Below are 19,645 nucleotides of genomic sequence, written 5' to 3'. Positions count from 1 at the left end.
AACATTCTTGCGCGCCCTTCATTCATTTCGTAACAGGATTACAAGAACAAAACCCCATCTGGAGGAATCATGGCACGAGTTGCATTGGTCACGGGCGGCACGCGCGGGATCGGCGAGGCGATCAGCAAGGCTCTCAAGGCCGCGGGCTATACCGTGGCGGCCACCTATGGCGGCAATGACGAGGCGGCGAAGAAATTCACCGACGAGACCGGCATCGCCACCTACAAATGGTCGGTGGCCGATTACGCGGCCTCGAAGGACGGGCTGGCAAAGGTCGAGGCCGATCTTGGGCCGATCGACGTGCTGGTCGCCAATGCCGGCATCACCCGCGATGCGCCCTTCCACAAGATGACACCCGAACAATGGCAGGAGGTGATCGACACCAACCTGACCGGCGTCTTCAACACCGTGCATCCGGTCTGGCCCGGCATGCGCGAACGCAAGTTCGGCCGGGTGATCGTGATCAGCTCGATCAACGGGCAGAAGGGGCAGTTCGGTCAGGTGAACTATGCCGCGACCAAGGCGGGCGATCTCGGCATCGTCAAGTCGCTGGCCCAGGAAGGCGCGCGGTTCGGCATCACCGCCAACGCGATCTGCCCGGGCTACATCGCCACCGAAATGGTGATGGCGGTGCCGGAAAAGGTGCGCGAGGCGATCATCTCGCAGATCCCCACCGGCCGCTTGGGCGAGCCCGAGGAAATCGCGCGCTGCGTGGTCTTCCTTGCCTCCGACGATGCGACCTTCGTCAACGGCTCGACGATCTCGGCCAACGGCGCGCAGTTCTTCGTCTGATCCAGTCCGCCCGCGGGCGATCCGGGGCGGCCCTGATGGGCCGCCCCTTTCCGTTTCCGGGTCCGCTGTCGCGGACGCGCTACGCGCCGGGTATTTTTGCCAAGAAGAAACGGACGGCGTCTTCTTCTTGGCAGAAATACCCATGACGCAACGTCGGCCCCCGGCGCAATGCTCTGGCCGGAGCGCGCCGGCGCGGATAAGCCTTCGGTCATGACCCGCACCCGTGCCACTGCTACCGGATTCGTCGCCGTCCTGCTCTGGGCGTTGCTTGCGCTTTTCACCGTCGGCTCGGCCCCGGTGCCGCCGCTTCAACTGAACGCGCTCTGCTTTGCCATCGGGGGAACGCTCGGCCTGATCTGGGTGATCGCGCGGGGCGAGGCGGGCACCCTGCTGCGGATTTCCTGGAAGGTCTATGCCTTCGGCACGGCGGGGCTTTTCGGCTATCACGCGCTTTACTTCTCGGCGCTGCGGCTGGCCCCCGCGGCCGAGGCCGGGCTGATCGCCTATCTCTGGCCGCTCCTGATCGTGCTGATGTCGGGCCTGCTGCCCGGCGAGCGGCTGCGCGCGACCCATGTGCTGGGCGCGCTGGCCGCCTTCGCGGGCGCGGCGCTGATCGTGGCCAAGGGTGCGATCGGCGGGTTCGACGCCGCAGCCCTGCCCGGCTACGGGCTTGCGCTGCTTTGTGCGCTGACCTGGTCAAGCTATTCGGTGCTGTCGCGGCGGCTGGGCACCGTCCCGACCGCCAGCGTCGCCGTGTTCTGCCTGGCCACCGCCGCCCTGTCGCTGCCGCTGCATCTGGCGCTGGAACCGACCGTCTGGCCCGAGAGCGCACTCGGCTGGAGCAGCGTGCTGGCGCTGGGGCTGGGCCCGGTGGGGCTGGCCTTCTATGTCTGGGATATCGGGGTGAAGAAGGGAGACATCCAGCTTCTGGGAGTGGCGAGCTATGCCGCGCCCCTGCTGTCTACCCTGGTCCTGGTCGGCGCCGGGGTTGCGGTCCCGACGCCCACCCTGTTCGCGGCGGCCATCCTCATCACCGGCGGCGCGGCCCTGGCCGCGCGCGCCAGCCGCCGGGCGACCGATCAGGCCTGAGACAGGCGTTCGATCTGTTCCTTGAGCTTCAGCTTCTGTTTCTTGAGTTCCGCGACCTGAAGAGTGTCCGAGGCCGGGGTCTGCTGGGCCCGTTCGACCTGGTCAGAGAGAGCCTTGTGTTTCTTGCGCAGTTCTTGCAGATGCGAACTCAGATTCATGGCCGGTGCTCCTCTCTAGCTGTCATGAAACGCTTACAGTGCAGCACGAAATCCGAGTCGTGTCACCTCCTTGAAATAAAAGAGTTCGTGCATAACTGGCGGCGTCAACCGGGCCAGGACAATGCCGCGCCATCCCGCAGAATGGCCGCGACTTCCGGGGTATAACTGTCGCCGTCTTTCGGATGCGCCACGCCCTCATGCAGGGTCCGCGGAGCATGCAACCGGAACGGTCCCTGCCGCCCCTTCCGCGCCCGCAGAAGGATAAGCTTGGCGGCGCGCCCATCCCTAGGGGAAAGCGGCAGAACCTCTACAGATCCTAGCAGCGGCGAAAGCGTCGCCAGCATCTCGGGCAGGCGCTCGGCGCGCTGGATGGCGGTCAGCCGCCCGCCGGGCCGCAGCCGCCGCGCAGCCGCCGCGAGCCAGTCCGCCAGCGGCGTGGCCTCGCCCATCGCCCTCTCGCGCCCGGGATCGGGGGCGGCGCTGCCGCGGTCGCGCCGGAAATACGGGGGATTCAAGATCGCGTGATCGTAGCTTTGCGCCTTCACCTCGGCCGGAAGGGCAGTCAGATCGGCCTCGACCACCTCCAGCGGCAGGCCGGTCTCGGCGGCGTTTCGCCGGGCCAGCGCGGCATAGGCGGGCTGCAGTTCCACCCCGGTCAGCGCAAGCCCCGGCACCCGCGCCGCAAGGCACAGGCTGGCCACACCCGCGCCACAGCCGAGTTCTAGAACGCTTTGGCCCGCCTCTGCGGGCGTCGCGGCCGCGAGCAGCACCGCGTCGATCCCGGCACGGTAGCCCGCGGCCGGCTGCCACAGATGCAACCGTCCGCCCAGAAATCCGTCCTGCCGAAGCGCCGTCACCGGATCAGCTTTCGTCGCCGCAGGGGATGCCGTTGTCGCGCAGCACCGCGCGGGCACGAAACAGATCGCGGTCGGCCACCATGATCCGGCGCGGCAAAACGCCTAGCGATCCCTCAAGCACGCTCATGTGGACATCCATATGAAAGCAGTCTATCTCCTCGCCCTGAAGAAGCGCCGAGACAAAGGCCACGAGTGTCGGGTCGTTGGTGCGAACGAGTTCTTTCATGACAGCGAATTAAGGGCACAGCCGCCCCGTTGTCGAGCAAGAGACGAGGCCGCCATGGGCTTGGACAACGCCGTTACCAAACCGCACGAACGTCTGGCCGCAGTGCTGTCCGAAGAGATGGCCGCCGTCGACCGTCTGATCCGCGAGCGGATGACCTCGGAATACGCGCCCCGCATCGACGAGGTCGCGGCGCATCTGGTGGGCGCGGGCGGCAAGCGGCTGCGGCCGATGCTGACCATCGCGGCGGCCCGGATGTGCGGCTATGACGGGCCCTATCACATCTATCTGGCCAGCACGGTCGAGTTCATCCATACCGCGACGCTTCTGCATGACGACGTGGTGGACGAAAGCGGCCAGCGCCGCGGGCGGCCGACGGCCAACCTGCTGTGGGACAACAAGTCCTCGGTTCTGGTCGGCGATTATCTTTTCGCCCGCTCGTTCCAGCTTATGGTGGCGCCGGGCAATCTGCAGGTGCTCGACATCCTGTCGAACGCGGCCGCGGTGATCGCCGAAGGCGAGGTGCTGCAGCTGACCGCCGCGCGGGATCTGTCGACCACCGAGGAGATCTATCTGAAGGTCGTGCGCGGCAAGACCGCAGCACTGTTCGCGGCGGCGACCGAGGTCGGCGGCGTGATCGCGGGGATGCCCGAGGAACAGGTCAAGGCGCTTTACACCTATGGCGACGCGCTGGGCGTGGGCTTCCAGATCGTCGACGACCTGCTGGATGTGGCGGGCGACGCGGCCTCGACCGGCAAGAATGTCGGCGACGATTTCCGCGAACGGAAGCTGACGCTGCCGATCATCAAGACCATCGCCGCCGCCGATGCCGAAGAGCGCGCCTTCTGGGCGCGCACCATCGAGAAGGGCGACCAGCGCGAGGGCGATCTGGAGCATGCGCTGGGGCTGATGGCGAAACACGGCGCCATCGAGGCGACCCGGCAGGAGGCGCTGGCCTGGACCGCGCGCGCCAAGGAGGCGCTGAGCCTGCTACCCGAACACGAGATCCGCGACATGCTGTCGGATCTGGCCGATTACGTGGTGGCCCGGATCAGCTGACCGGGCCCGACAGGGCTTGACGATACGGCGCGCGCTGGTCCGGCCCGCGCCGTTTTGCTTTTCGGCGCCCCGTCAGTCTGGATCGCCCCGTCAGTCCGGATCGACAAGCGAGGCGCCCGCCCTGGGGGCGCGCCGGGAGCTTTCGCGGGAAACCCGCCGCTACAGCGTATAGGGCGCTCCGGCCTCGACCCACCAGCCGGGCCGGGACTCGCGCAGCAGGATGGCGGCGTGCTCGGCGGCGGCGCGGCCGGGGTAGATCCCGAAGCAGGTCGCACCCGACCCCGACATCCGCGCCAGAAGGCATCCCGGGCTCGCCGCGATCGCCGCCAGCACCTCGCCGATCACCGGCGCCTCGGCCCGGGCGGGCGGCTCCAGATCGTTGCGCTGGCCTGCAAGCCATTCGGCAAGCACGGCGGCCGAGGTCCAGTTGGGCAGGTCGGGCATCGGCGCGTTGTCCTTGCGGACGAGGCCCTTGAAGACGGCGGGCGTTGGCACCTCGACGCCGGGATTGACCAGCATCAGACCGAAATCGGGCAAGGCGGGCGCGGGCAGGATCTCTTCGCCGACCCCACGCATCCGGACCGGCCCCGGCGCCAGACAGACCGGCACATCGGCGCCCAGCGACAGAACCGCCTCGGGCCCGGGCAGATCCCGGCCCCAGAGCGCGGCCAGACCGCGCAGCGCCGCCGCCGCGTCGGAGGACCCGCCGCCGATGCCCGCCGCCGCCGGCAGCCGCTTGTCGAGCCGGATCGCAGCGCCCGGCCCGGGACCAAACAGCGCCGCCGCCTTCAGCACCAGATTGCGCCCGTCCACCGGCACGCCGCCGGCGCGCGGGCCGCTGACCGAAAGGCTGAGGTCTTCGGCCCGCTCCAGCGTCAGCCGGTCGCCGATATCGGCGAAGACCACCAGACTGTCGAGCAGGTGATAGCCGTCGGCCCGCTGTCCGGTGACATGCAGGGTCAGGTTGATCTTGGCGGGCGCGAAGGCCTCAACCGTCATTGGCAGCCCGAAGCGGCGGCGCGCCCTCGTCCTTCAGGACCTTGTCGAGCCCGACCTCGAGCTTCTTGCGGATGCGCTCGGCCTCCGCCTCATCGGGGCCGAAAGAGAGCGCCCGGTGCCACTGGAACTGCGCCTCGACCTTCCGGCCCACCGCCCAGTAGACATCGCCCAGATGGTCGTTGACGACGGGATCGACCGGCATCAGCGCGGCCGCACGCTCCATATGCGGGACGGCCTCCTGATACCGGCCCAGCTTGTAAAGCCCCCAGCCCAGACTGTCGGTGATATAGCCGTCATCGGGCCGGGCCGCGACCGCGCGCTCGATCATCGACATGGCCTCGTCGAGATTGGTGTTCATCTCGACATAGGAATAGCCCAGATAGTTCAGCACCTGCGGCTGGTCGGGTTCCAACTCCAGCGCCTTGCGGAAATCGGCCTCGGCCTCGGGCCACTGATCCAGCCGCTCATGCGAGATGCCCCGGGCGTAATAGACGATCCACTGCCCGCGTGCCGGTTCGTCGAACAGCGCGATGGCCGCGTCATAGGCCTTGAGCGCGTCGGCAAAGCGTTCTTGGCTGCGCAGCGCGTCGCCCAGCGTGACATGGACGATGGCCACATCCGGATAGGTCGCCGCCAGACCGCGCAGGGTCTCGATGGCGCCGTCGACATCGCCCGCATGGCGCATCGCCTCGGCGCGCCCCAGTTCGGCGGCATAGAAGGCCGGGTCGTCCTTCGGCACGGCGGCATAAGCCTCGGTCGCCAGCTCGTAGCGCTCCTGCGCCTCGAGCAGCCCCGCCGACAGCAGGATCGCATCGGCATTCTTCGGCGCGAGAAACTGGGCCAGCCGCGCGTAAAGCAGGGTATAGCCGTCCAGCGCATCGCCGTTCAGCGCGCTGGCGACGGTGAAGAACACCTCGGCCGCGCCCTGGGCCGCGCCGTCGATCACGTCGAAGGGCAGTGCATCGCCCTCGGCCAGACGGGCGCGCAGCGCGGCGACGCCCGGATCGACCTCGGTGCCGAAGGCCGCGTCGATCAGCTCGATGGCGTCGTCGTTGCGTTCAAGCTGGCTCAGCACCTCGGCATGGGCCAGCACGCCCCGCCGCGTGGCCCGGAGCGGCCCCTCGGCCTCGCCCGAAAAGATGGTGTCGGCGCCTTCGAAATCGCCGACAGCGGCCAGCGCCAGCGCCTTGTGATACAGCCCGAAGGCCTTGATGCCCGACTGCGCCGAGGCCGCGTCGAAGGCCGCCAGCGCGTCGGTCATGCGGCCCTGCCCGAACTCGGCCCAGGCGCGGATCAGCCCGTCGACCAGCGGCGCGGTCTGCCGCCCGGCATCGAGATCGGCGATCACCCGGTCGAACTGGCCCTGCTTCATCTGATCGGCCATCAGCACCAGATTGGCCAGCTGGTCGGGATTGCCCAGCGTCTCGATCCGGCGGGCGATGGGCACCGCCTTCTCGACCTCGCCAAGTCCCACAAGCGCTGTCATGGCGTTTTCCAGCAGCCGCGGATTCGACGGATCGCTGACCAGCGCCTCGGTGTAATAGGCCGCCGCAGCACGGTAGTCGCTGAGGAAGCTCGCCTGGCGGGCGGCCAGATACGGACCGGACACCCCCAGATCGGCCCGGGCGGGGGCCGCCGTGTTCAGCGCGGCAAGCCCCAGAATGGCCAGGGCGGCAAGGCGCGGCAGCGATTTGGCCAAGAATGCACTCCTGTTCGTTTGGACGGCAGGGTAGAGCCGCGAACCGTCCAAGGCAATGGACCGGCGCCAGGGCGAGGCGCAAAGGCCCCTGCCGTCGCGCGGATGTGACAGTCGCGGCCCCCTGCGGGCGCCCGGCCCGAAAGACCGGCGGCGCAGAAGCCATCCGACCCCTGCGCCGCGCGTCGATGCCGGGGCCGCGTCGGGCCCCGGTAAAATTCTCACATGTTGGGGTAGTTCGGCCCGTCGCCGCCCTGCGGCGTGACCCAGGTGATGTTCTGGTTCGGGTCCTTGATGTCGCAGGTCTTGCAATGCACGCAGTTCTGGAAATTGATCACGAAGCGCGGGTCCTGCCCCTCGTCGACCACCTCGTAGACCCCGGCCGGGCAATAGCGCTGCGCGGGTTCGGCGAATTGCGGCAGGTTGACCTGCACCGGGATCGCGGGATCGGCCAGCCGCAGGTGGCAAGGCTGGCTTTCCTCGTGATTGGTGAAGGAGAAGGCCACGTTGGTCAGCCGGTCGAAGCTGATCTTGCCGTCGGGTTTCGGGTAGTCGATCTTCGGGAAATCGGCGGCCTTGCCGGTCGCCTCGGCATCGGTCTTGTCGTGATGGATGGTGCCAAGCGGGTTCCAACCGGTCAGATGCGCGACCCACATGTCGAACCCGCCCAGCATCGTCGCGAGGAAGCCGCCATATCTCGACCAGAGCGGCTTGACGTTGCGCACCTTCTTCAGGTCCCTGGCGATGTCGCCCGCATGCAGCGCGTCGTCATAATCGGCAAGCACATCGCCCGCGCGCCCCGCCTTGATCGCGGCGACCGCGGCCTTGGCGGCCTCGATCCCCGACATCATGGCATTGTGGTTGCCCTTGATCCGCGGCACGTTCACCAGCCCGGCCGAACAGCCCAGCAGAACCCCGCCCGGGAAGGCCGCCTGCGGGATCGACTGATAGCCGCCCTCCGAGATCGCCCGCGCGCCATAGGCCACGCGCTTGCCGCCCTCCAGCAGCTCGGCCACCATCGGGTGATGCTTGAAGCGCTGGAATTCCATGTAGGGGAAAAGATGCGGGTTCCGGTAGTTCAGGTGCACCACGAAGCCGATGAAGATCTGGTTGTTCTCGGCGTGGTAGATGAAAGACCCGCCGCCGCCATTGCCGTTCAGCGGCCAGCCCATGGTATGGGTGACGGTGCCTTCCCTGTGCTTCTTGGGGTCGATTTCCCAGACCTCTTTCATGCCGAGCCCGTATTTCTGCGGGTCGCGGCCCTTCGAGAGGTCGTATTTCGCGATGATCTGCTTGGCGAGCGAACCGCGCACGCCCTCGGCGATGAAGACATACTTGCCGTGCAGTTCCATCCCCGGCTCGTAATTCGGCCCCGGCGTACCGTCGGCCTGCCGCCCGAATTCGCCCGCGACGACGCCCTTGACCGCGCCGTCCTCGCCCCAGACCAGTTCCGAACAGGCCATGCCGGGGAAGATCTCGACCCCCAGCGCCTCGGCCTGTTCGGCCAGCCAGCGGCAGACATTGCCCATCGAGACGATGTACTTGCCGTGGTTCGACATCAAGGGCGGCATCAGCCAGTTGGGAAAGCGCAGGCTGCCGCTTTTGCCGAGAAAGACGAAATTGTCCTCCTTGACCGGCACCGAGACCGGCGCGCCGCGCTCCTTCCAGTCGGGAAACAGCGCCTTCAGCCCGATCGGGTCGAGCACCGCGCCCGACAGGATATGCGCGCCGACCTCCGACCCCTTCTCGAGCACGACGACCGACAGATCGGGATCGAGTTCCTTCAGGCGGATCGCCGCCGAAAGCCCCGAGGGCCCGGCTCCCACGATCACCACGTCGTATTCCATCGATTCCCGTTCGATCTCGGCCATGCGATTACCCTTCTCGGCCGGCGCACCGGCCGCCCTGGCTGAATGCAGTCCGCAAACCGTTAACTCAGCCGGGCCGTCAATTCAATTGTTCGGCAACATCATTTCGCGGCGGCGCGGCACAAGAAAATGAATAGTCGCCCCGGCGCCCCCATTGAGGCCTCCATCGGCGGCCCGATGCCTGCGCAGGGCTCTGCGCAACCGCAGATCTTTCGCCTATTGCAATTGCTCCCGCACTCCGGTCAGGGTAGACCGACCTACTCGTGAAAGCGGACCCGCGGGGTCTGCATTCCGTTCCGTGAACTGTCCGAAGAGTCCTATGGAAAAGATACCCATGACCCGCGCGGGCTACACCGCGCTCGACGAAGAACTCAAGGCGCTGAAAAGCGTCGAGCGTCCCGCCGTGATCCGGGCCATCGCCGAAGCACGCGAGCATGGCGACCTGTCGGAGAACGCCGAATACCACGCCGCGCGCGAAAAGCAGAGCTTCATCGAGGGCCGCATCAAGGAGCTCGAGGGCCTGCTGTCGCGGGCCGATGTGATCGACCCGGCCAAGCTGTCGGGCGCGATCAAGTTCGGCGCGACTGTGACGCTGGTCGACGAGGATACCGACGAAGAGAAGACCTACCAGATCGTCGGCGAGGCCGAGGCCGATATCGAGCGGGGCCTGCTGAACATCAAGTCGCCTCTGGCCCGCGCGCTGATCGGCAAGGAGGAAGGCGACAGCGTCGAGGTGCGCACGCCGGGCGGCGAGCGCAGCTACGAAGTTCTGAGCATCCGCTACATCTGACATCACCGGACGGGACCGCTGGCATGGCGGAAAGGGACAAGGACAAGCCGTTCGATCTGGCCGCCTTCGCGGGACACCGCCGCGAGGGCGGCCTGTCGCGGATCGAGATCGCCGCCGGCGTGCTGAGCGTCACCTGGCTGGGGCTTTCGGGCGCGCTGCTGGCCAGTGCGGACGGGGTTCCCGGCACCGGGGGTGGCGCGCTTGGCACGGCGGTCACGGTGCTGGCGCTGACGCTGCCGGTCGGGCTGATCTGGGTGGTGGCGCAGGGCGCGCGCTCGGCACGGGTGCTGCGCCAGGAATCGGCGCGGCTGCAGGCGACGGTCGACTCGCTTCGCCAGGCCTATCTGGCGCAACAGCAGGGCGCGGGCATGGATGTCCGCCCCTCGATGGAAAAACGGATCGACGATCTGGCCCGCGCCCAGCGCGAAACCCAGGACGCGATCGCGACCTTCGCAACCCGGCGCGACCGGGCCGTCGAGATCGCCGAGGTCCAGGTGCCGCAGAGCCTGTCGACCAAGGCCCTGCCCCGCGCGTCCGCCCCCCGCACAGCTCCCCCCGCCCCTCCGTCGAAGACGCCGCCCGACGATCAGCCGCGGCTGGCCCTCGGCACGGTACCCGAGGATTCGGTCCGCCCGCTGAGCACCGAGGAATTCGTCCGGGCGCTGAACTTCCCCGAGGACACCTCGGACCGCGCCGGGTTCCGCGCGCTGCGCCGGGCGCTCGAGGATCGCACCGCGTCCAAGCTGGTGCGCTCGGCCCAGGACATCCTGACCCTTCTCAGCGAAGAGGGGATCTACATGGACGATCTGCATCCCGACCGGGCGCGTCCCGAGATCTGGCGCCGATTCGCGCAGGGCGAGCGCGGGCTGCCGGTCTCGGCGCTGGGCGGCGTGCGCGACCGGTCCTGTCTGGCGCTGACCGCCGCGCGCATGAAGAAGGACCCGATCTTCCGCGACGTGGCGCACCATTTCCTGCGCCAGTTCGACCGGGTTCTGGTCGAATTCGAGGCCGCGGCCAGCGATCAGGAGCTCAACGACCTGGCCGAAACCCGCACCGCGCGCGCCTTCATGCTGCTGGGCCGGGTCACCGGCATGTTCGGCTGAGGGACGCCTTCGCCCCGGCGCGCAAGGCCTCGGGGGCGCTCGCCCCGAGAATCCAGGCCTCTTCCGCCAGATCGGCGCCGGCCGGCACGTCCAGCAGCGCCTCGAGCGTGCCCACGCTGCTGGCCGCCAGCACCGCCTCGGCCATCAGTCGCATCTGCAGCTCGTCGAGGATCTGTCCGGGCCGGGCCGCCAGCGCCTCGGCCACCTCCGGGCCGATCATCGCGGGATAGATCTCGGCGAGGGTCAGGGGCGCCTCCGTCGCTCCGGTCGGCTCGAACGGCCAGACCGCCAGATCGGCCCCGAACCGCCCGGCCAGCCGGTGCAGCATGGGCAGCCCGACCAGCACCTGCGAACCGACCGCCCCCGCACCGTAAAGCTGCCAGACGCTCTTGACGGCCCGCCCCGGCCCGCCACGATCACGCAGCAGCCGCTCGACCCGGCGATGCGGTGCGAAGACGATGTCAGCCGGACGCGTGGTCGTGAGATCCGTCAGCCGCGTGCCGAGGGCCGCCGGACAGCCCCAGAAGGGGCCACCTCCGGGCAGGGCGGCATTGATCGCATCGGCCAGCTCGAAACGGCTGTTGCAGTTGTCCGGACGGTCCTCCAGCCGGTCCGCGACCCAGGCCCAGACCGCGCGGGCCGAAGCGGTGCCGGTCAGCGCCGGGGCAAAGCCCGCCGGATAGCCGAAGGCGAAATCGGCCCCCAGAAGCGCCCGGCGCCCCGCGTGGAGCTCGCCGTCCAGAAGGTCGGCCAGCGCCGCCTCGGCGGTGGCGCGGGTGCGGAAATAGGCCGTGGCGGTCGTCGAGCCTCGGCGCGCGACCGCGATCCAGATCGCATCGGCCGAGGGACGGGCCGGCGAGGGGCCGGACCGGGCCGACCAGTCGGCCATGATGACCGTATCCAAAACGCTCATGCCAGTGCCGCCTCGGCCGTCGCCAGATCCTCGGGCGTGTTGACGTTGAAGAACGGGTCGGGGCCGGGCACGGTCGCGAAATCGGCCAGGGCCGCGCCGCGCGCCGCACCGAAGACGCCAAGCTTGCGCAGCCCGCCCGCGACCTCGGCGGCAAGCTCGTCGCGAAGCCCCACGGGCCAGAGCGATGCGGTCGGATGGCGCCGCCCGCCGCTGGCCGCCATCGCAAGCCCAGTGCCCGCGGTCTCGGCCGCCAGCAGCAGGCGCGGCACCAGATCGCAGGGCAGGAACGGCGTGTCGATGGCCGCGGTCACCAGCCAGTCGGCCCCATGCGCCGCGGCCCAGTCGAGCCCGGCCAGCACCCCCGCAAGCGGCCCCAGATCGCCCGGCGGCGGATCGGGCAGCACCGCCGCGCCCGGGCCCAGCCCGGCCGTCCGGTAGGCCCCGGCCGGGCCGTTTGCGCTGAGCGCCAGCCGTTCGACCTGAGGCTCCAGCCGCTCGGCCACCCGCGCCAACAGCGTCTGCCCGCCAAGTTCGACCAGCGCCTTGTCGCGGCCCCCGAGCCGCCGCCCCTGCCCGCCCGCGAGGATCGTTCCGAAGATCCGCATGCCGCCTCCGGTTTTGCGATTGCATCCGGTTCCGGCGGGCCTTACGCCCATCGGACCTGCCGCAAACCTAGCCCCCCGCCATGCCAGCCTCCACCCGGAAATCCGCCTATCTGACCGGCCTGCGCCAGGGCGCGCCGTTCCTTCTGATCCTGGTGCCCTTCGCGCTTCTCTTCGGGGTGGTGGCAACCGAGGCCGGGTTCTCGCTGCTTGAGGTGATGGGCTTCTCGATGGTGGTGCTGGCGGGGGCCGCGCAATTCTCGGCGGTGCAGCTGATGGCCGAGAACGCGCATACGCTGGTGGTGATCGCCACGGCGCTGGCGGTCAACATGCGGATGGCGATGTATTCGGCCTCGCTGACGCCCTATCTGGGCGCGGCCCCGCTCTGGCAGCGGGCGCTGGTGGCCTACGGGCTTTTCGACCAGACCTATGCGGTCGCGCATGCCCGCTTCGAGGCGCGCCCCGAGATGACCGTGCCCGAGCGGATCGCCTTCTTCGCAGGCGCGGTCACGCCGATGCTGCCCGCCTGGTACGGCATGACCCTGGTCGGCGCGGTCGCGGGCCGCAGCATACCGCCGGAATTTGCGCTCGACTTCGCGCTGCCCATCACCTTTCTGGCGATGGTCGCGCCCGCGCTTCGGACCCCGGCCCATGTCGCGGCGGCCGGCACTTCGGTCGCGCTGGCGCTGGTCTTTGCCGGGCTGCCCTTCAATCTGGGGCTTATGATCGCGGCGGTCGCGGCGATGGTCGTGGGCGCCGAGATCGAGCGCCGGATGGGAGCGCGCTAGATGAGCTGGAGCACGGCAGGGATCTGGGCAATCATCGTCACGCTCGGGATCGGCACCTTCCTGATGCGGTTTTCCTTCCTCGGCGCAATGGGCGGGCGGCGGCTGCCCGACTGGCTGCAGCGGCACCTGCGCTATACGCCGGTGGCGGTGCTGCCCGCGCTGGTCGCGCCCGCCGTGGTCTGGCCGCCCGCAACCGGCGGCGACCCCGACCCGGCCCGGCTGGCCGCGGCCATTGTCACCGTGGCCGTCGGCTGGTGGCGCAAATCGGTGCTGGCCGCCATCGGCGCGGGCGCAGTCACGCTTTACACGCTTTTGTTCTTGCTGGGCTGAGGCGGCGGGCCTGCCGCCGCCCCTTTCCGGAGGCCAGGCCTACTGGCCCTCGACGATGCCCTGGACCAGTTCGTTGAACCGGGCGCGCTGCTGTTCGCGCAGCAGGTCCTCGTGTTCATCAGGATCGTCGTCGTAATATTCCCGGGTGGTGACGCCCTGCAGCTTGCCAAAGGCCGACATCACCGCTTTCGGACGGACGCTGCGGGGGATGCTCTCGAAGCCCGGAAGCTGGTGCAGCACATCGCTGGTCGACCGGGCGCACATCGCCTTCGGCACCGCGCCATAGCCCTCGACCAGCCGCAGCGCGCGCTCGGCCACCTCGGGCGAGACCTGCACCGTCTGGGCGACGACGTGATAGGTCACGCGGGCATGGTAGTCGATGTAGAAGTCCAGCATTTTCGGGGTGATGCCGTAGATCACGTCGTTGCGTTCGGGGGCGGCACGGTGCCACCAGCTTCCGGCCGGATCGAAGATCACCCGTTCGCTGCCATTGATCATCAGCGCCGAATGCGCGCCCGAACCCGAGCGGTTGTTGATCATGGTGTAAAGCGTGATCGAGGGCGGCGCGGCGTCCCGGTACTTCGCCCTGGCGACGGCTTCGTCGGGGGCCCAGACGGATTCGGCGCCGCAGCCCAGCAGGAACAGCGGCAGAAGGCAGGCAATCAGGAAACGGAACATTTGGCAGACCGGAAATGGGCGGCGGCGGGCCGGAACGGCCGGACGGCGCGGCAGGAGGACGGAAAGAGGGCGGGGGCATGCGCGCGGCGCGGCGGCACGGACAGGCGCATCGCGCCGGTGCGGAAAGCTGCCATGCCTGCGGTATCCCCTGCCTGTTCGCTGGCGGTACCCTAGTCGAAGCCCCGGGGGCTGTCACCTCGCCAGCGCCCGCGATGCCGCGATGCAGCGCGGGGCGTGGCATTCCGCCCACGCTTGCGCATCCCGGCGCGGGGTCAGGCTGCGCCGACCCTGCGAAACAGCCAGGCGCCGTCCGACCGGCGGCGCCGGGTCGCGCGACCGGTGAGGTACAGGTGGTTCAGATGGCCGACCGCCTCGGCCAGCGCCAGCCCGTATTCGCCCGAACCGATCTCGCGGCGGTACAGCACCGGAAAGCAGTCGCAGGCGGTGCGTTCCTCGCCCAGCGCCTCGATCAGCCGGTTTAGCGCGCTGTGATGGTTCTCGATCAGCTGCACCAGCCGGGTCGGCAGGCCGGTGAAGGGCAGCTTGTGACCCGGCAGGACCAGATGATCCTCGCGCGCATGGGTGGCGAAACGGGTGCAGCTTTCCAGCCAGCCCGCGACCGGATCGTTCAGCGGCTCGGTCGCATAGACCCCGAGATTGGGCGAGATCGAGGGCAGCAGCTGGTCGCCCCCGATCACCAGCGCGTCGTCGCGGCTCCAGAGCGTGACGTGATCGGGCGCGTGCCCGTCGCCCAGCCGCACATCCCAGTCGCGCCCGCCCGTGGCGATCCGGTCGCCCTCGGCCAGCGCGCGGAACCCCAGCGGCATCGGAGCCACCACATCGGCGAAGTTGAACGGCCGTTCGGCTGCGCGCTCGGCCAGAAGCGCTGCGTCCATCCCGGCCCCGCGGTAGAAATCGAGCGTCTCGGGCCGGGGCAGCGGCTGTTCGTCAAGCGTCAGCATCCGCGCGAACAGCCAGGCGGTGCGGCTGGTCCAGAGTTCGGCGCCATGGGTGGACTGGAACCAGCCCGCCAGCCCCACATGGTCAGGGTGGTGATGGGTCAGGATCACCCGGCGGACCGGGCGCCCGCCGAGCGGCCCGGCCAGAAGCGCCTGCCAGATCTCGCGGCTTTTCCCGGTGGCAAGGCCGGTATCGACCAGCGTCCATCCCGGGCCATCGTCCAGCGCGAAGACGTTGACATGCTTGAGCGGCGGCGGCAGCGGCAGGCGCAGCCACAGCACACCCTCGGCGATCTCGACCGCCTCGCCCTCGGCGGGCGGAACTTCGAAAGGGGTGCGGATCGGGGCCAGGCTACCGTCCATCATGCGCCGAGATCGGCGTCGGACAGGGCGTACAGATCGTCCGCCCCGGCCCGCGCCGCCGCCAGCGCCGAGACATGTTCGGGCAGGAGCCGCCGGATGAAGACGCGGGCCAGCGCGCTGCGCGGCCCCGAGCCCCCCTCGGCCAGCGCCGCCGCCAGGTGCAGCTGCGCGCCCAGCACCCGCGCCCAAGCGCGCAGGAACGGCACCGCCCCGGCAAAGCGGTCGGTCATCTCGCGGGTCAGCATCCATTCGGTGGCGTCGCGCAGCGCCTCGGCCGCGGTCCAGACCTCGACCGCGAGATCGGGAAAGGCGCCGCGCGCCGCCTCGGCGGTCTGTTCGACCTCTTCGAGAAGCCGCCAGGCGACATCGCCGCCATCGGCCAGCTTGCGCCCCACCAGATCCATCGCCTGGATGCCGTTGGTGCCCTCGTAGATCGCGGTCACCCGCACGTCGCGCAGGTATTGCGCGGCGCCGGTCTCCTCGATGAAGCCCATGCCGCCATGGACCTGCACGCCCTGCTGGGCGACCTCCATGCCGACCTCGGTGCCCCAGGCCTTGGCGATCGGGGTCAGGAAGGCCGCGCGCGCCGTCCAGTCGGCCTCGCCCGTCGCGGTGCCCATGTCGGCCGCGACCGCGCAGGACAGCGCGATGGCGCGCGCAGCAAAGATCTCGGCCTTCATCCCGGCCAGCATCCGCCGCACATCGGCATGGCCGACGATACCGCCATCGCCCAAGGGCGTCGGGCCCTGCCGCCGCTCGGCCGCATAGGCCAGCGCCTGCTGGAACGCGGCCTCGGCCACGCCCACGCCCTGCACGCCGACGCCAAGGCGCGCGTTGTTCATCATCGTGAACATCGCCGCCATCCCCTTGTTGGGCTCGCCCACCATCCAGCCGGTCGCGCCGTCGAAATCCATCACCGCGGTCGGGCTGCCATGCAGCCCCAGCTTGTGCTCGAGGCTGACCACCTTGACGCGGTTCGCCACACCCGGCCGGCCTTCGGCATCGGGCAGGTTGCGCGGCACCAGGAAAAGGCTGATGCCCCGGGTGCCGGCGGGCGCATCGGGCAGACGCGCCAGCACCAGATGCACGACGTTCTCCATGAAATCGGCATCGCCCCAGGTGATGTAGATCTTCTGGCCGGTCACCGCATAGGTGCCGTCATCGTTGGGCACCGCCCGGGTCTTCAAGGCACCCACATCCGACCCCGCTTGCGGCTCGGTCAGGTTCATCGTGCCCGACCAGTCGCCCGCGATCAGCTTCGGAAGGTAAAGCGCCCGGATCTCGTCGCTGGCATGATGGCTGAGCGCCTCGATCTGGCCCTGGGTCAGCAACGGGTTCAGCTGCAGCGACAGGCAGGCGCCGCTCATCATGTCGTTGACGGCAGTCGACAACGTCGTGGGCAGGCCCATCCCGCCATGCTCGGCGGGCGCCGACAGCGCCACCCAGCCCCCCTCGGCAATGGCGCGATAGCCTTCGGCATAGCCCGGCGAGGTGCGCACCACGCCGTTTTCCAGCCGCGCCGGATGCAGGTCGCCCGGCCGTTGCAGCGGCGCCAGCACCTCGTCGCAAAGCCGCCCCGCGCCGTCGAGGATCGCCCCGGTTACATCGGGCGTGGCCTCGGAAAAACGGTCGGTCGCCACGACGTCGCCCAGTCTGACCACATGGTCGAGAATGAACTGGAATTCCGCCACAGGAGCACGATATGCCATGCAAGCCTCCATTGCCGCCGCTTGTCGGGGTCGTCCGGCAGATTTATCTGACCGCTCGTTTCGCGGGCAGAAGGTAACGGAACGCCCCGCCCCATCAAGCGCAAACGCAACGTAAGGGAACGTCCCATGAGCGCCGAATCGCTGACACCCGATGCCGACGGGCTGGCCCGCGCCGCCGCATTGCTGGCCGCAGGCAAGCTGGTGGCGCTGCCCACCGAGACGGTCTACGGGCTGGGCGCGGATGCCCGCGACGACCGCGCGGTGGCGCGGATCTTCGAGGCCAAGGGGCGGCCGCGCTTCAACCCGCTGATCGTGCATCTGCCCGATCTTGCCTCGGCCGAACGGCTGGCCAGTTTCCCGGACCCGGCGCTGCGGCTGGCCGAGGCGTTCTGGCCCGGCGCGCTGACGCTTGTGCTGCCGCTTCTGCCCGGGGCCGGGCTGTCGCCGCTGGTCAGCGCGGGCCTGCCCACCGTGGCGCTGCGCGTGCCCGATCATCCGGTCGCGCAGGGCGTGCTGGCGGCCTTCGGCGGGCCGGTCGCGGCGCCCTCGGCCAATCCCTCGGGCGCGGTCAGCCCGACCCGGCCCGAGCATGTGATCGAGGGGCTCGGGTCGCGGATCGCGGCCGTCGTCGATGGCGGCGCCTGCCCGGTGGGGGTGGAATCGACCATCCTCGGCTTCGACGCGGGCGGCGGGCCGGTTCTTCTGCGGCCGGGCGGGCTGCCCGCCGAGGCACTGGAAGACTGCCTTGGCATGGCGATCGCCGCGCGGGCCGAAGGGGCCGCGATCACCGCGCCGGGTCAGTTGGGGTCGCATTACGCGCCCGGAGCGCGGGTCGTGCTGGAGGCCGAGGCGCCGCCGCCGGGGGCGCTTTGGCTGGGCTTCGGGCCGGGCTGTGCGGGGGCCGCGCTGAACCTGTCGGCCTCGGGCGATCTGGTCGAGGCGGCGGCCGCGCTGTTCCATGCGCTGCGCCAGCTCGACGCGCAGGCCGCGCCCGGACAAGTCATCGCCGTGGCGCCGGTCCCCGACCACGGGCTCGGACGGGCGATCAATGACCGGCTGCGCCGCGCGGCCGCACCCCGGCCCTGACCCGGACCAGTCTGGCGGCGGGTATTTTTCAGGCGCGCCCGGCGGCGGGTCGTTTTCAGGCGCGCCCGGCGGCGGGCGACAAAAGCAACGGATCGATGCCCATCAGCCGCATGGCGCGTTCCCATTTGCTGCCATCGGCCCCGTCGAAGACCAGCGCCGGGTCGGCATCGCAGGTCAGCCAGCCGTTCTGCAGGATCTCGTCCTCGAGCTGCCCCGGCCCCCAGCCCGCATAGCCCAGCGCCAGAAGCGAGCTGGACGGGCCGCCGCCCTGGGCGATGTCCTCGAGGATATCGAGCGTCGCGGTCATCCCGAACCGGGCATCGACCCGAAGCGTGTTGTCGCGGTCGGTGCGATACTCGCCCGAATGCAGCACGAAGCCCCGGGAATGTTCGACCGGCCCCCCGAAATGCACCCGGATGTCACGCGCGCCGGGGCTGCGGGTGATGTCGAGCTGGTCGAGAAGGTCGGAAAACGAAATCTCGCTGAGCGGCTTGTTGACGATCAGACCCATCGCGCCCTCGTCGGAATGGGCGCACAGATAGACCACGCTTCTTTCGAAACGGGGATCGCCCATGCCGGGCATCGCGATCAGAAGCTTGCCTCCAAGCTGCATTCTGCCCTGTCCTGTCGCCTGCTGGGTTCAAGCATGTGCCCGAGCCGGGCAGGACGCAAGGGCACGGTTCCGTAATTGTGGCGTTCTCTCGCCGCTTTGTGATTCCGCGCGGCCGTCCGAGCGCCTATCTTGGGCGCCATGGCAAGAAATCTGTTCGTTCCGATCACCGCCGCCCTGATCCTTGCGGCCCAGGCCCTGACCTCCCCCGCCCCGGCAGAGACCGCCCTGCCCCCGGACAGCGTGGTCAGCGGCGAGATCCTGCCCGGCTGGCAGACCGAGCGCGGCACCTACATGGCAGCGCTGCATCTGACCCTCGCGCCGGGCTGGAAGACCTACTGGCGCGCGCCGGGCGATGCGGGTATCCCGCCCCGGTTCGACTGGCACGGGTCGAAGAATGTCGCGGCGGTGCGCCTGCACTGGCCGCGGCCCACCGTGTTCTCGTCGAACGGGATGCGCACCATAGGCTATGTCGACGATCTGGTCCTGCCGATCGAGCTGACCGCCCGCGAGCCCGGGCGCCCGATGGAGATCCGGGCGCGGATCGACCTGGGGGTCTGTCACGACATCTGCATGCCGATGGAACTGAGGCTGGATGAACGGCTTCCGGGCGAAAGCCGCGCCGCGCCGATCCGGGCCGCGCTGGAGGCCCAGCCGCTGGATGCGCGCGCGGCCCGCGTCGGACAGGTGGCCTGCGAGGTCGAGCCGATCTCGGACGGGCTGCGGCTGACCGCGCGGATCGAGGTGCCGCCGCTGGGCGGCGACGAAACCGCGGTCTTCGAACTGCCCGACCCCTCGATCTGGGTGGCCGAGACCGACATGGACCGCGAGGGCGGGATGCTGGTCGCGCGCTCGGACATCGTGCCCGCGGACGGGACGCCCTTCGCGCTCGACCGCTCGTCGGTGCGGATCACCCTTCTGGGTCAGGACCGCGCGGTCGACATTCGGGGCTGCGGCGGAGCGCGCTAGGCGC

Annotated in this window: 20 protein-coding genes and 1 pseudogene; 9 read left to right on the top strand and 12 right to left on the bottom strand. The window is 69.5% G+C overall.

Annotation, left to right across the window (positions count from 1 at the left end):
• Positions 1–69: 69 nt before the first annotated feature.
• Positions 70–792, top strand: coding sequence for an acetoacetyl-CoA reductase (phbB, locus tag C8N38_RS08300; RefSeq protein WP_108026034.1), 723 nt, complete (start codon positions 70–72; stop codon positions 790–792).
• A gap of 210 nt (positions 793–1,002) precedes the next feature.
• Positions 1,003–1,881 carry an aromatic amino acid exporter YddG gene (yddG, locus tag C8N38_RS08295; RefSeq protein ID WP_108026446.1) on the top strand — a complete coding sequence of 293 codons (879 nt, stop codon included), beginning with the start codon at positions 1,003–1,005 and terminating at the stop codon, positions 1,879–1,881.
• On the opposite strand, the gene C8N38_RS08290 is transcribed toward yddG, so the two are convergent.
• From C8N38_RS08290 to C8N38_RS08280, 3 genes are all read right to left on the bottom strand, one after another.
• Positions 1,872–2,039, bottom strand: a complete 168-nt coding sequence (locus tag C8N38_RS08290; protein ID WP_075785329.1) for a YdcH family protein — start codon at positions 2,037–2,039, stop codon at positions 1,872–1,874. The genes yddG and C8N38_RS08290 overlap by 10 nt on opposite strands.
• Before the next feature lie 104 nt (positions 2,040–2,143).
• A complete protein-coding gene (locus tag C8N38_RS08285) occupies positions 2,144–2,896 on the bottom strand; it encodes a tRNA1(Val) (adenine(37)-N6)-methyltransferase (protein WP_215731121.1) in 753 nt (250 codons plus the stop codon).
• Between the two features lie 4 nt (positions 2,897–2,900).
• Positions 2,901–3,122 carry a putative signal transducing protein gene (locus C8N38_RS08280; RefSeq protein ID WP_075785327.1) on the bottom strand — a complete coding sequence of 74 codons (222 nt, stop codon included), beginning with the start codon at positions 3,120–3,122 and terminating at the stop codon, positions 2,901–2,903.
• A gap of 54 nt (positions 3,123–3,176) precedes the next feature.
• On the opposite strand from C8N38_RS08280, the gene C8N38_RS08275 reads away from it, so the two are divergent.
• Complete coding sequence (locus C8N38_RS08275; protein ID WP_108026030.1) at positions 3,177–4,178, top strand: polyprenyl synthetase family protein; 1,002 nt, start codon at positions 3,177–3,179, stop codon at positions 4,176–4,178.
• Between the two features lie 159 nt (positions 4,179–4,337).
• On the opposite strand, the gene C8N38_RS08270 is transcribed toward C8N38_RS08275, so the two are convergent.
• The 3 genes from C8N38_RS08270 to C8N38_RS08260 form a co-directional block, all read right to left on the bottom strand.
• Positions 4,338–5,177, bottom strand: a complete 840-nt coding sequence (locus tag C8N38_RS08270; RefSeq protein ID WP_108026028.1) for a 4-(cytidine 5'-diphospho)-2-C-methyl-D-erythritol kinase — start codon at positions 5,175–5,177, stop codon at positions 4,338–4,340.
• The gene (locus tag C8N38_RS08265; protein WP_245895613.1) at positions 5,167–6,876 is read right to left on the bottom strand and encodes a tetratricopeptide repeat protein; all 1,710 of its coding nucleotides are present in this window, start codon (positions 6,874–6,876) and stop codon (positions 5,167–5,169) included. Before C8N38_RS08265 ends, C8N38_RS08270 begins: the two co-directional genes overlap by 11 nt.
• 218 nt (positions 6,877–7,094) lie before the next feature.
• A complete protein-coding gene (locus C8N38_RS08260) occupies positions 7,095–8,744 on the bottom strand; it encodes an electron transfer flavoprotein-ubiquinone oxidoreductase (RefSeq protein WP_108026026.1) in 1,650 nt (549 codons plus the stop codon).
• A 316-nt stretch (positions 8,745–9,060) separates the two neighbouring features.
• On the opposite strand from C8N38_RS08260, the gene greA reads away from it, so the two are divergent.
• Together greA and C8N38_RS08250 are read left to right on the top strand one after the other, a co-directional pair.
• Positions 9,061–9,531 (top strand): transcription elongation factor GreA, encoded by a 471-nt coding sequence (gene greA / locus C8N38_RS08255; protein ID WP_108026024.1) that lies wholly within the window; start codon positions 9,061–9,063, stop codon positions 9,529–9,531.
• Between the two features lie 23 nt (positions 9,532–9,554).
• Positions 9,555–10,634, top strand: coding sequence for a hypothetical protein (locus tag C8N38_RS08250; protein ID WP_108026022.1), 1,080 nt, complete (start codon positions 9,555–9,557; stop codon positions 10,632–10,634).
• Here C8N38_RS08250 and C8N38_RS08245 read toward each other — a convergent pair.
• Together C8N38_RS08245 and mobA are read right to left on the bottom strand one after the other, a co-directional pair.
• Positions 10,615–11,547, bottom strand: coding sequence for a molybdopterin guanine dinucleotide synthesis (locus C8N38_RS08245; RefSeq protein ID WP_108026021.1), 933 nt, complete (start codon positions 11,545–11,547; stop codon positions 10,615–10,617). The two genes, C8N38_RS08250 and C8N38_RS08245, sit on opposite strands and share 20 nt — an antisense overlap.
• Positions 11,544–12,152 carry a molybdenum cofactor guanylyltransferase MobA gene (gene mobA / locus C8N38_RS08240; RefSeq protein ID WP_108026019.1) on the bottom strand — a complete coding sequence of 203 codons (609 nt, stop codon included), beginning with the start codon at positions 12,150–12,152 and terminating at the stop codon, positions 11,544–11,546. Before mobA ends, C8N38_RS08245 begins: the two co-directional genes overlap by 4 nt.
• 80 nt (positions 12,153–12,232) lie before the next feature.
• Here mobA and C8N38_RS08235 point away from each other — a divergent pair, with 80 nt between their 5' ends.
• Positions 12,233–12,937: an AzlC family ABC transporter permease gene (locus tag C8N38_RS08235; protein ID WP_108026017.1), complete on the top strand. Its 705-nt coding sequence runs from the start codon at positions 12,233–12,235 to the stop codon at positions 12,935–12,937.
• The gene (locus C8N38_RS08230) at positions 12,938–13,267 is read left to right on the top strand and encodes an AzlD domain-containing protein (RefSeq protein ID WP_108026015.1); all 330 of its coding nucleotides are present in this window, start codon (positions 12,938–12,940) and stop codon (positions 13,265–13,267) included. It begins immediately after the preceding gene.
• Between the two features lie 39 nt (positions 13,268–13,306).
• On the opposite strand, the gene C8N38_RS08225 is transcribed toward C8N38_RS08230, so the two are convergent.
• From C8N38_RS08225 to C8N38_RS08215, 3 genes are all read right to left on the bottom strand, one after another.
• Positions 13,307–13,945 carry a hypothetical protein gene (locus tag C8N38_RS08225; RefSeq protein WP_108026013.1) on the bottom strand — a complete coding sequence of 213 codons (639 nt, stop codon included), beginning with the start codon at positions 13,943–13,945 and terminating at the stop codon, positions 13,307–13,309.
• A 272-nt stretch (positions 13,946–14,217) separates the two neighbouring features.
• Positions 14,218–15,267 carry an MBL fold metallo-hydrolase gene (locus C8N38_RS08220; protein ID WP_108026440.1) on the bottom strand — a complete coding sequence of 350 codons (1,050 nt, stop codon included), beginning with the start codon at positions 15,265–15,267 and terminating at the stop codon, positions 14,218–14,220.
• Entirely contained in the window at positions 15,267–16,976 is a 1,710-nt protein-coding gene (locus C8N38_RS08215; protein WP_108026011.1) for an acyl-CoA dehydrogenase, read from the bottom strand. Before C8N38_RS08215 ends, C8N38_RS08220 begins: the two co-directional genes overlap by 1 nt.
• Before the next feature lie 126 nt (positions 16,977–17,102).
• On the opposite strand from C8N38_RS08215, the gene C8N38_RS08210 reads away from it, so the two are divergent.
• On the top strand, positions 17,103–18,062 hold the full coding sequence (locus C8N38_RS08210) for an L-threonylcarbamoyladenylate synthase (protein ID WP_108026010.1): 960 nt from the start codon (positions 17,103–17,105) through the stop codon (positions 18,060–18,062).
• Positions 18,063–18,117: 55 nt separating this feature from the next.
• Here C8N38_RS08210 and C8N38_RS08205 read toward each other — a convergent pair.
• Positions 18,118–18,684: pseudogene (locus C8N38_RS08205) on the bottom strand (YqgE/AlgH family protein); the annotation flags it as partial.
• Between the two features lie 129 nt (positions 18,685–18,813).
• Here C8N38_RS08205 and C8N38_RS08200 point away from each other — a divergent pair.
• Positions 18,814–19,641 carry a protein-disulfide reductase DsbD domain-containing protein gene (locus tag C8N38_RS08200; RefSeq protein ID WP_108026006.1) on the top strand — a complete coding sequence of 276 codons (828 nt, stop codon included), beginning with the start codon at positions 18,814–18,816 and terminating at the stop codon, positions 19,639–19,641.
• Positions 19,642–19,645 lie beyond the last annotated feature (4 nt).

It is taken from the genome of Rhodovulum kholense (assembly GCF_003053725.1).
In the GTDB taxonomy this organism is placed as follows: Bacteria; Pseudomonadota; Alphaproteobacteria; order Rhodobacterales; family Rhodobacteraceae; genus Rhodovulum; species Rhodovulum kholense.
The sequence above is the reverse complement of the archived record's forward strand: the minus strand, read 5'-3'. Positions and strand labels throughout refer to the sequence as shown.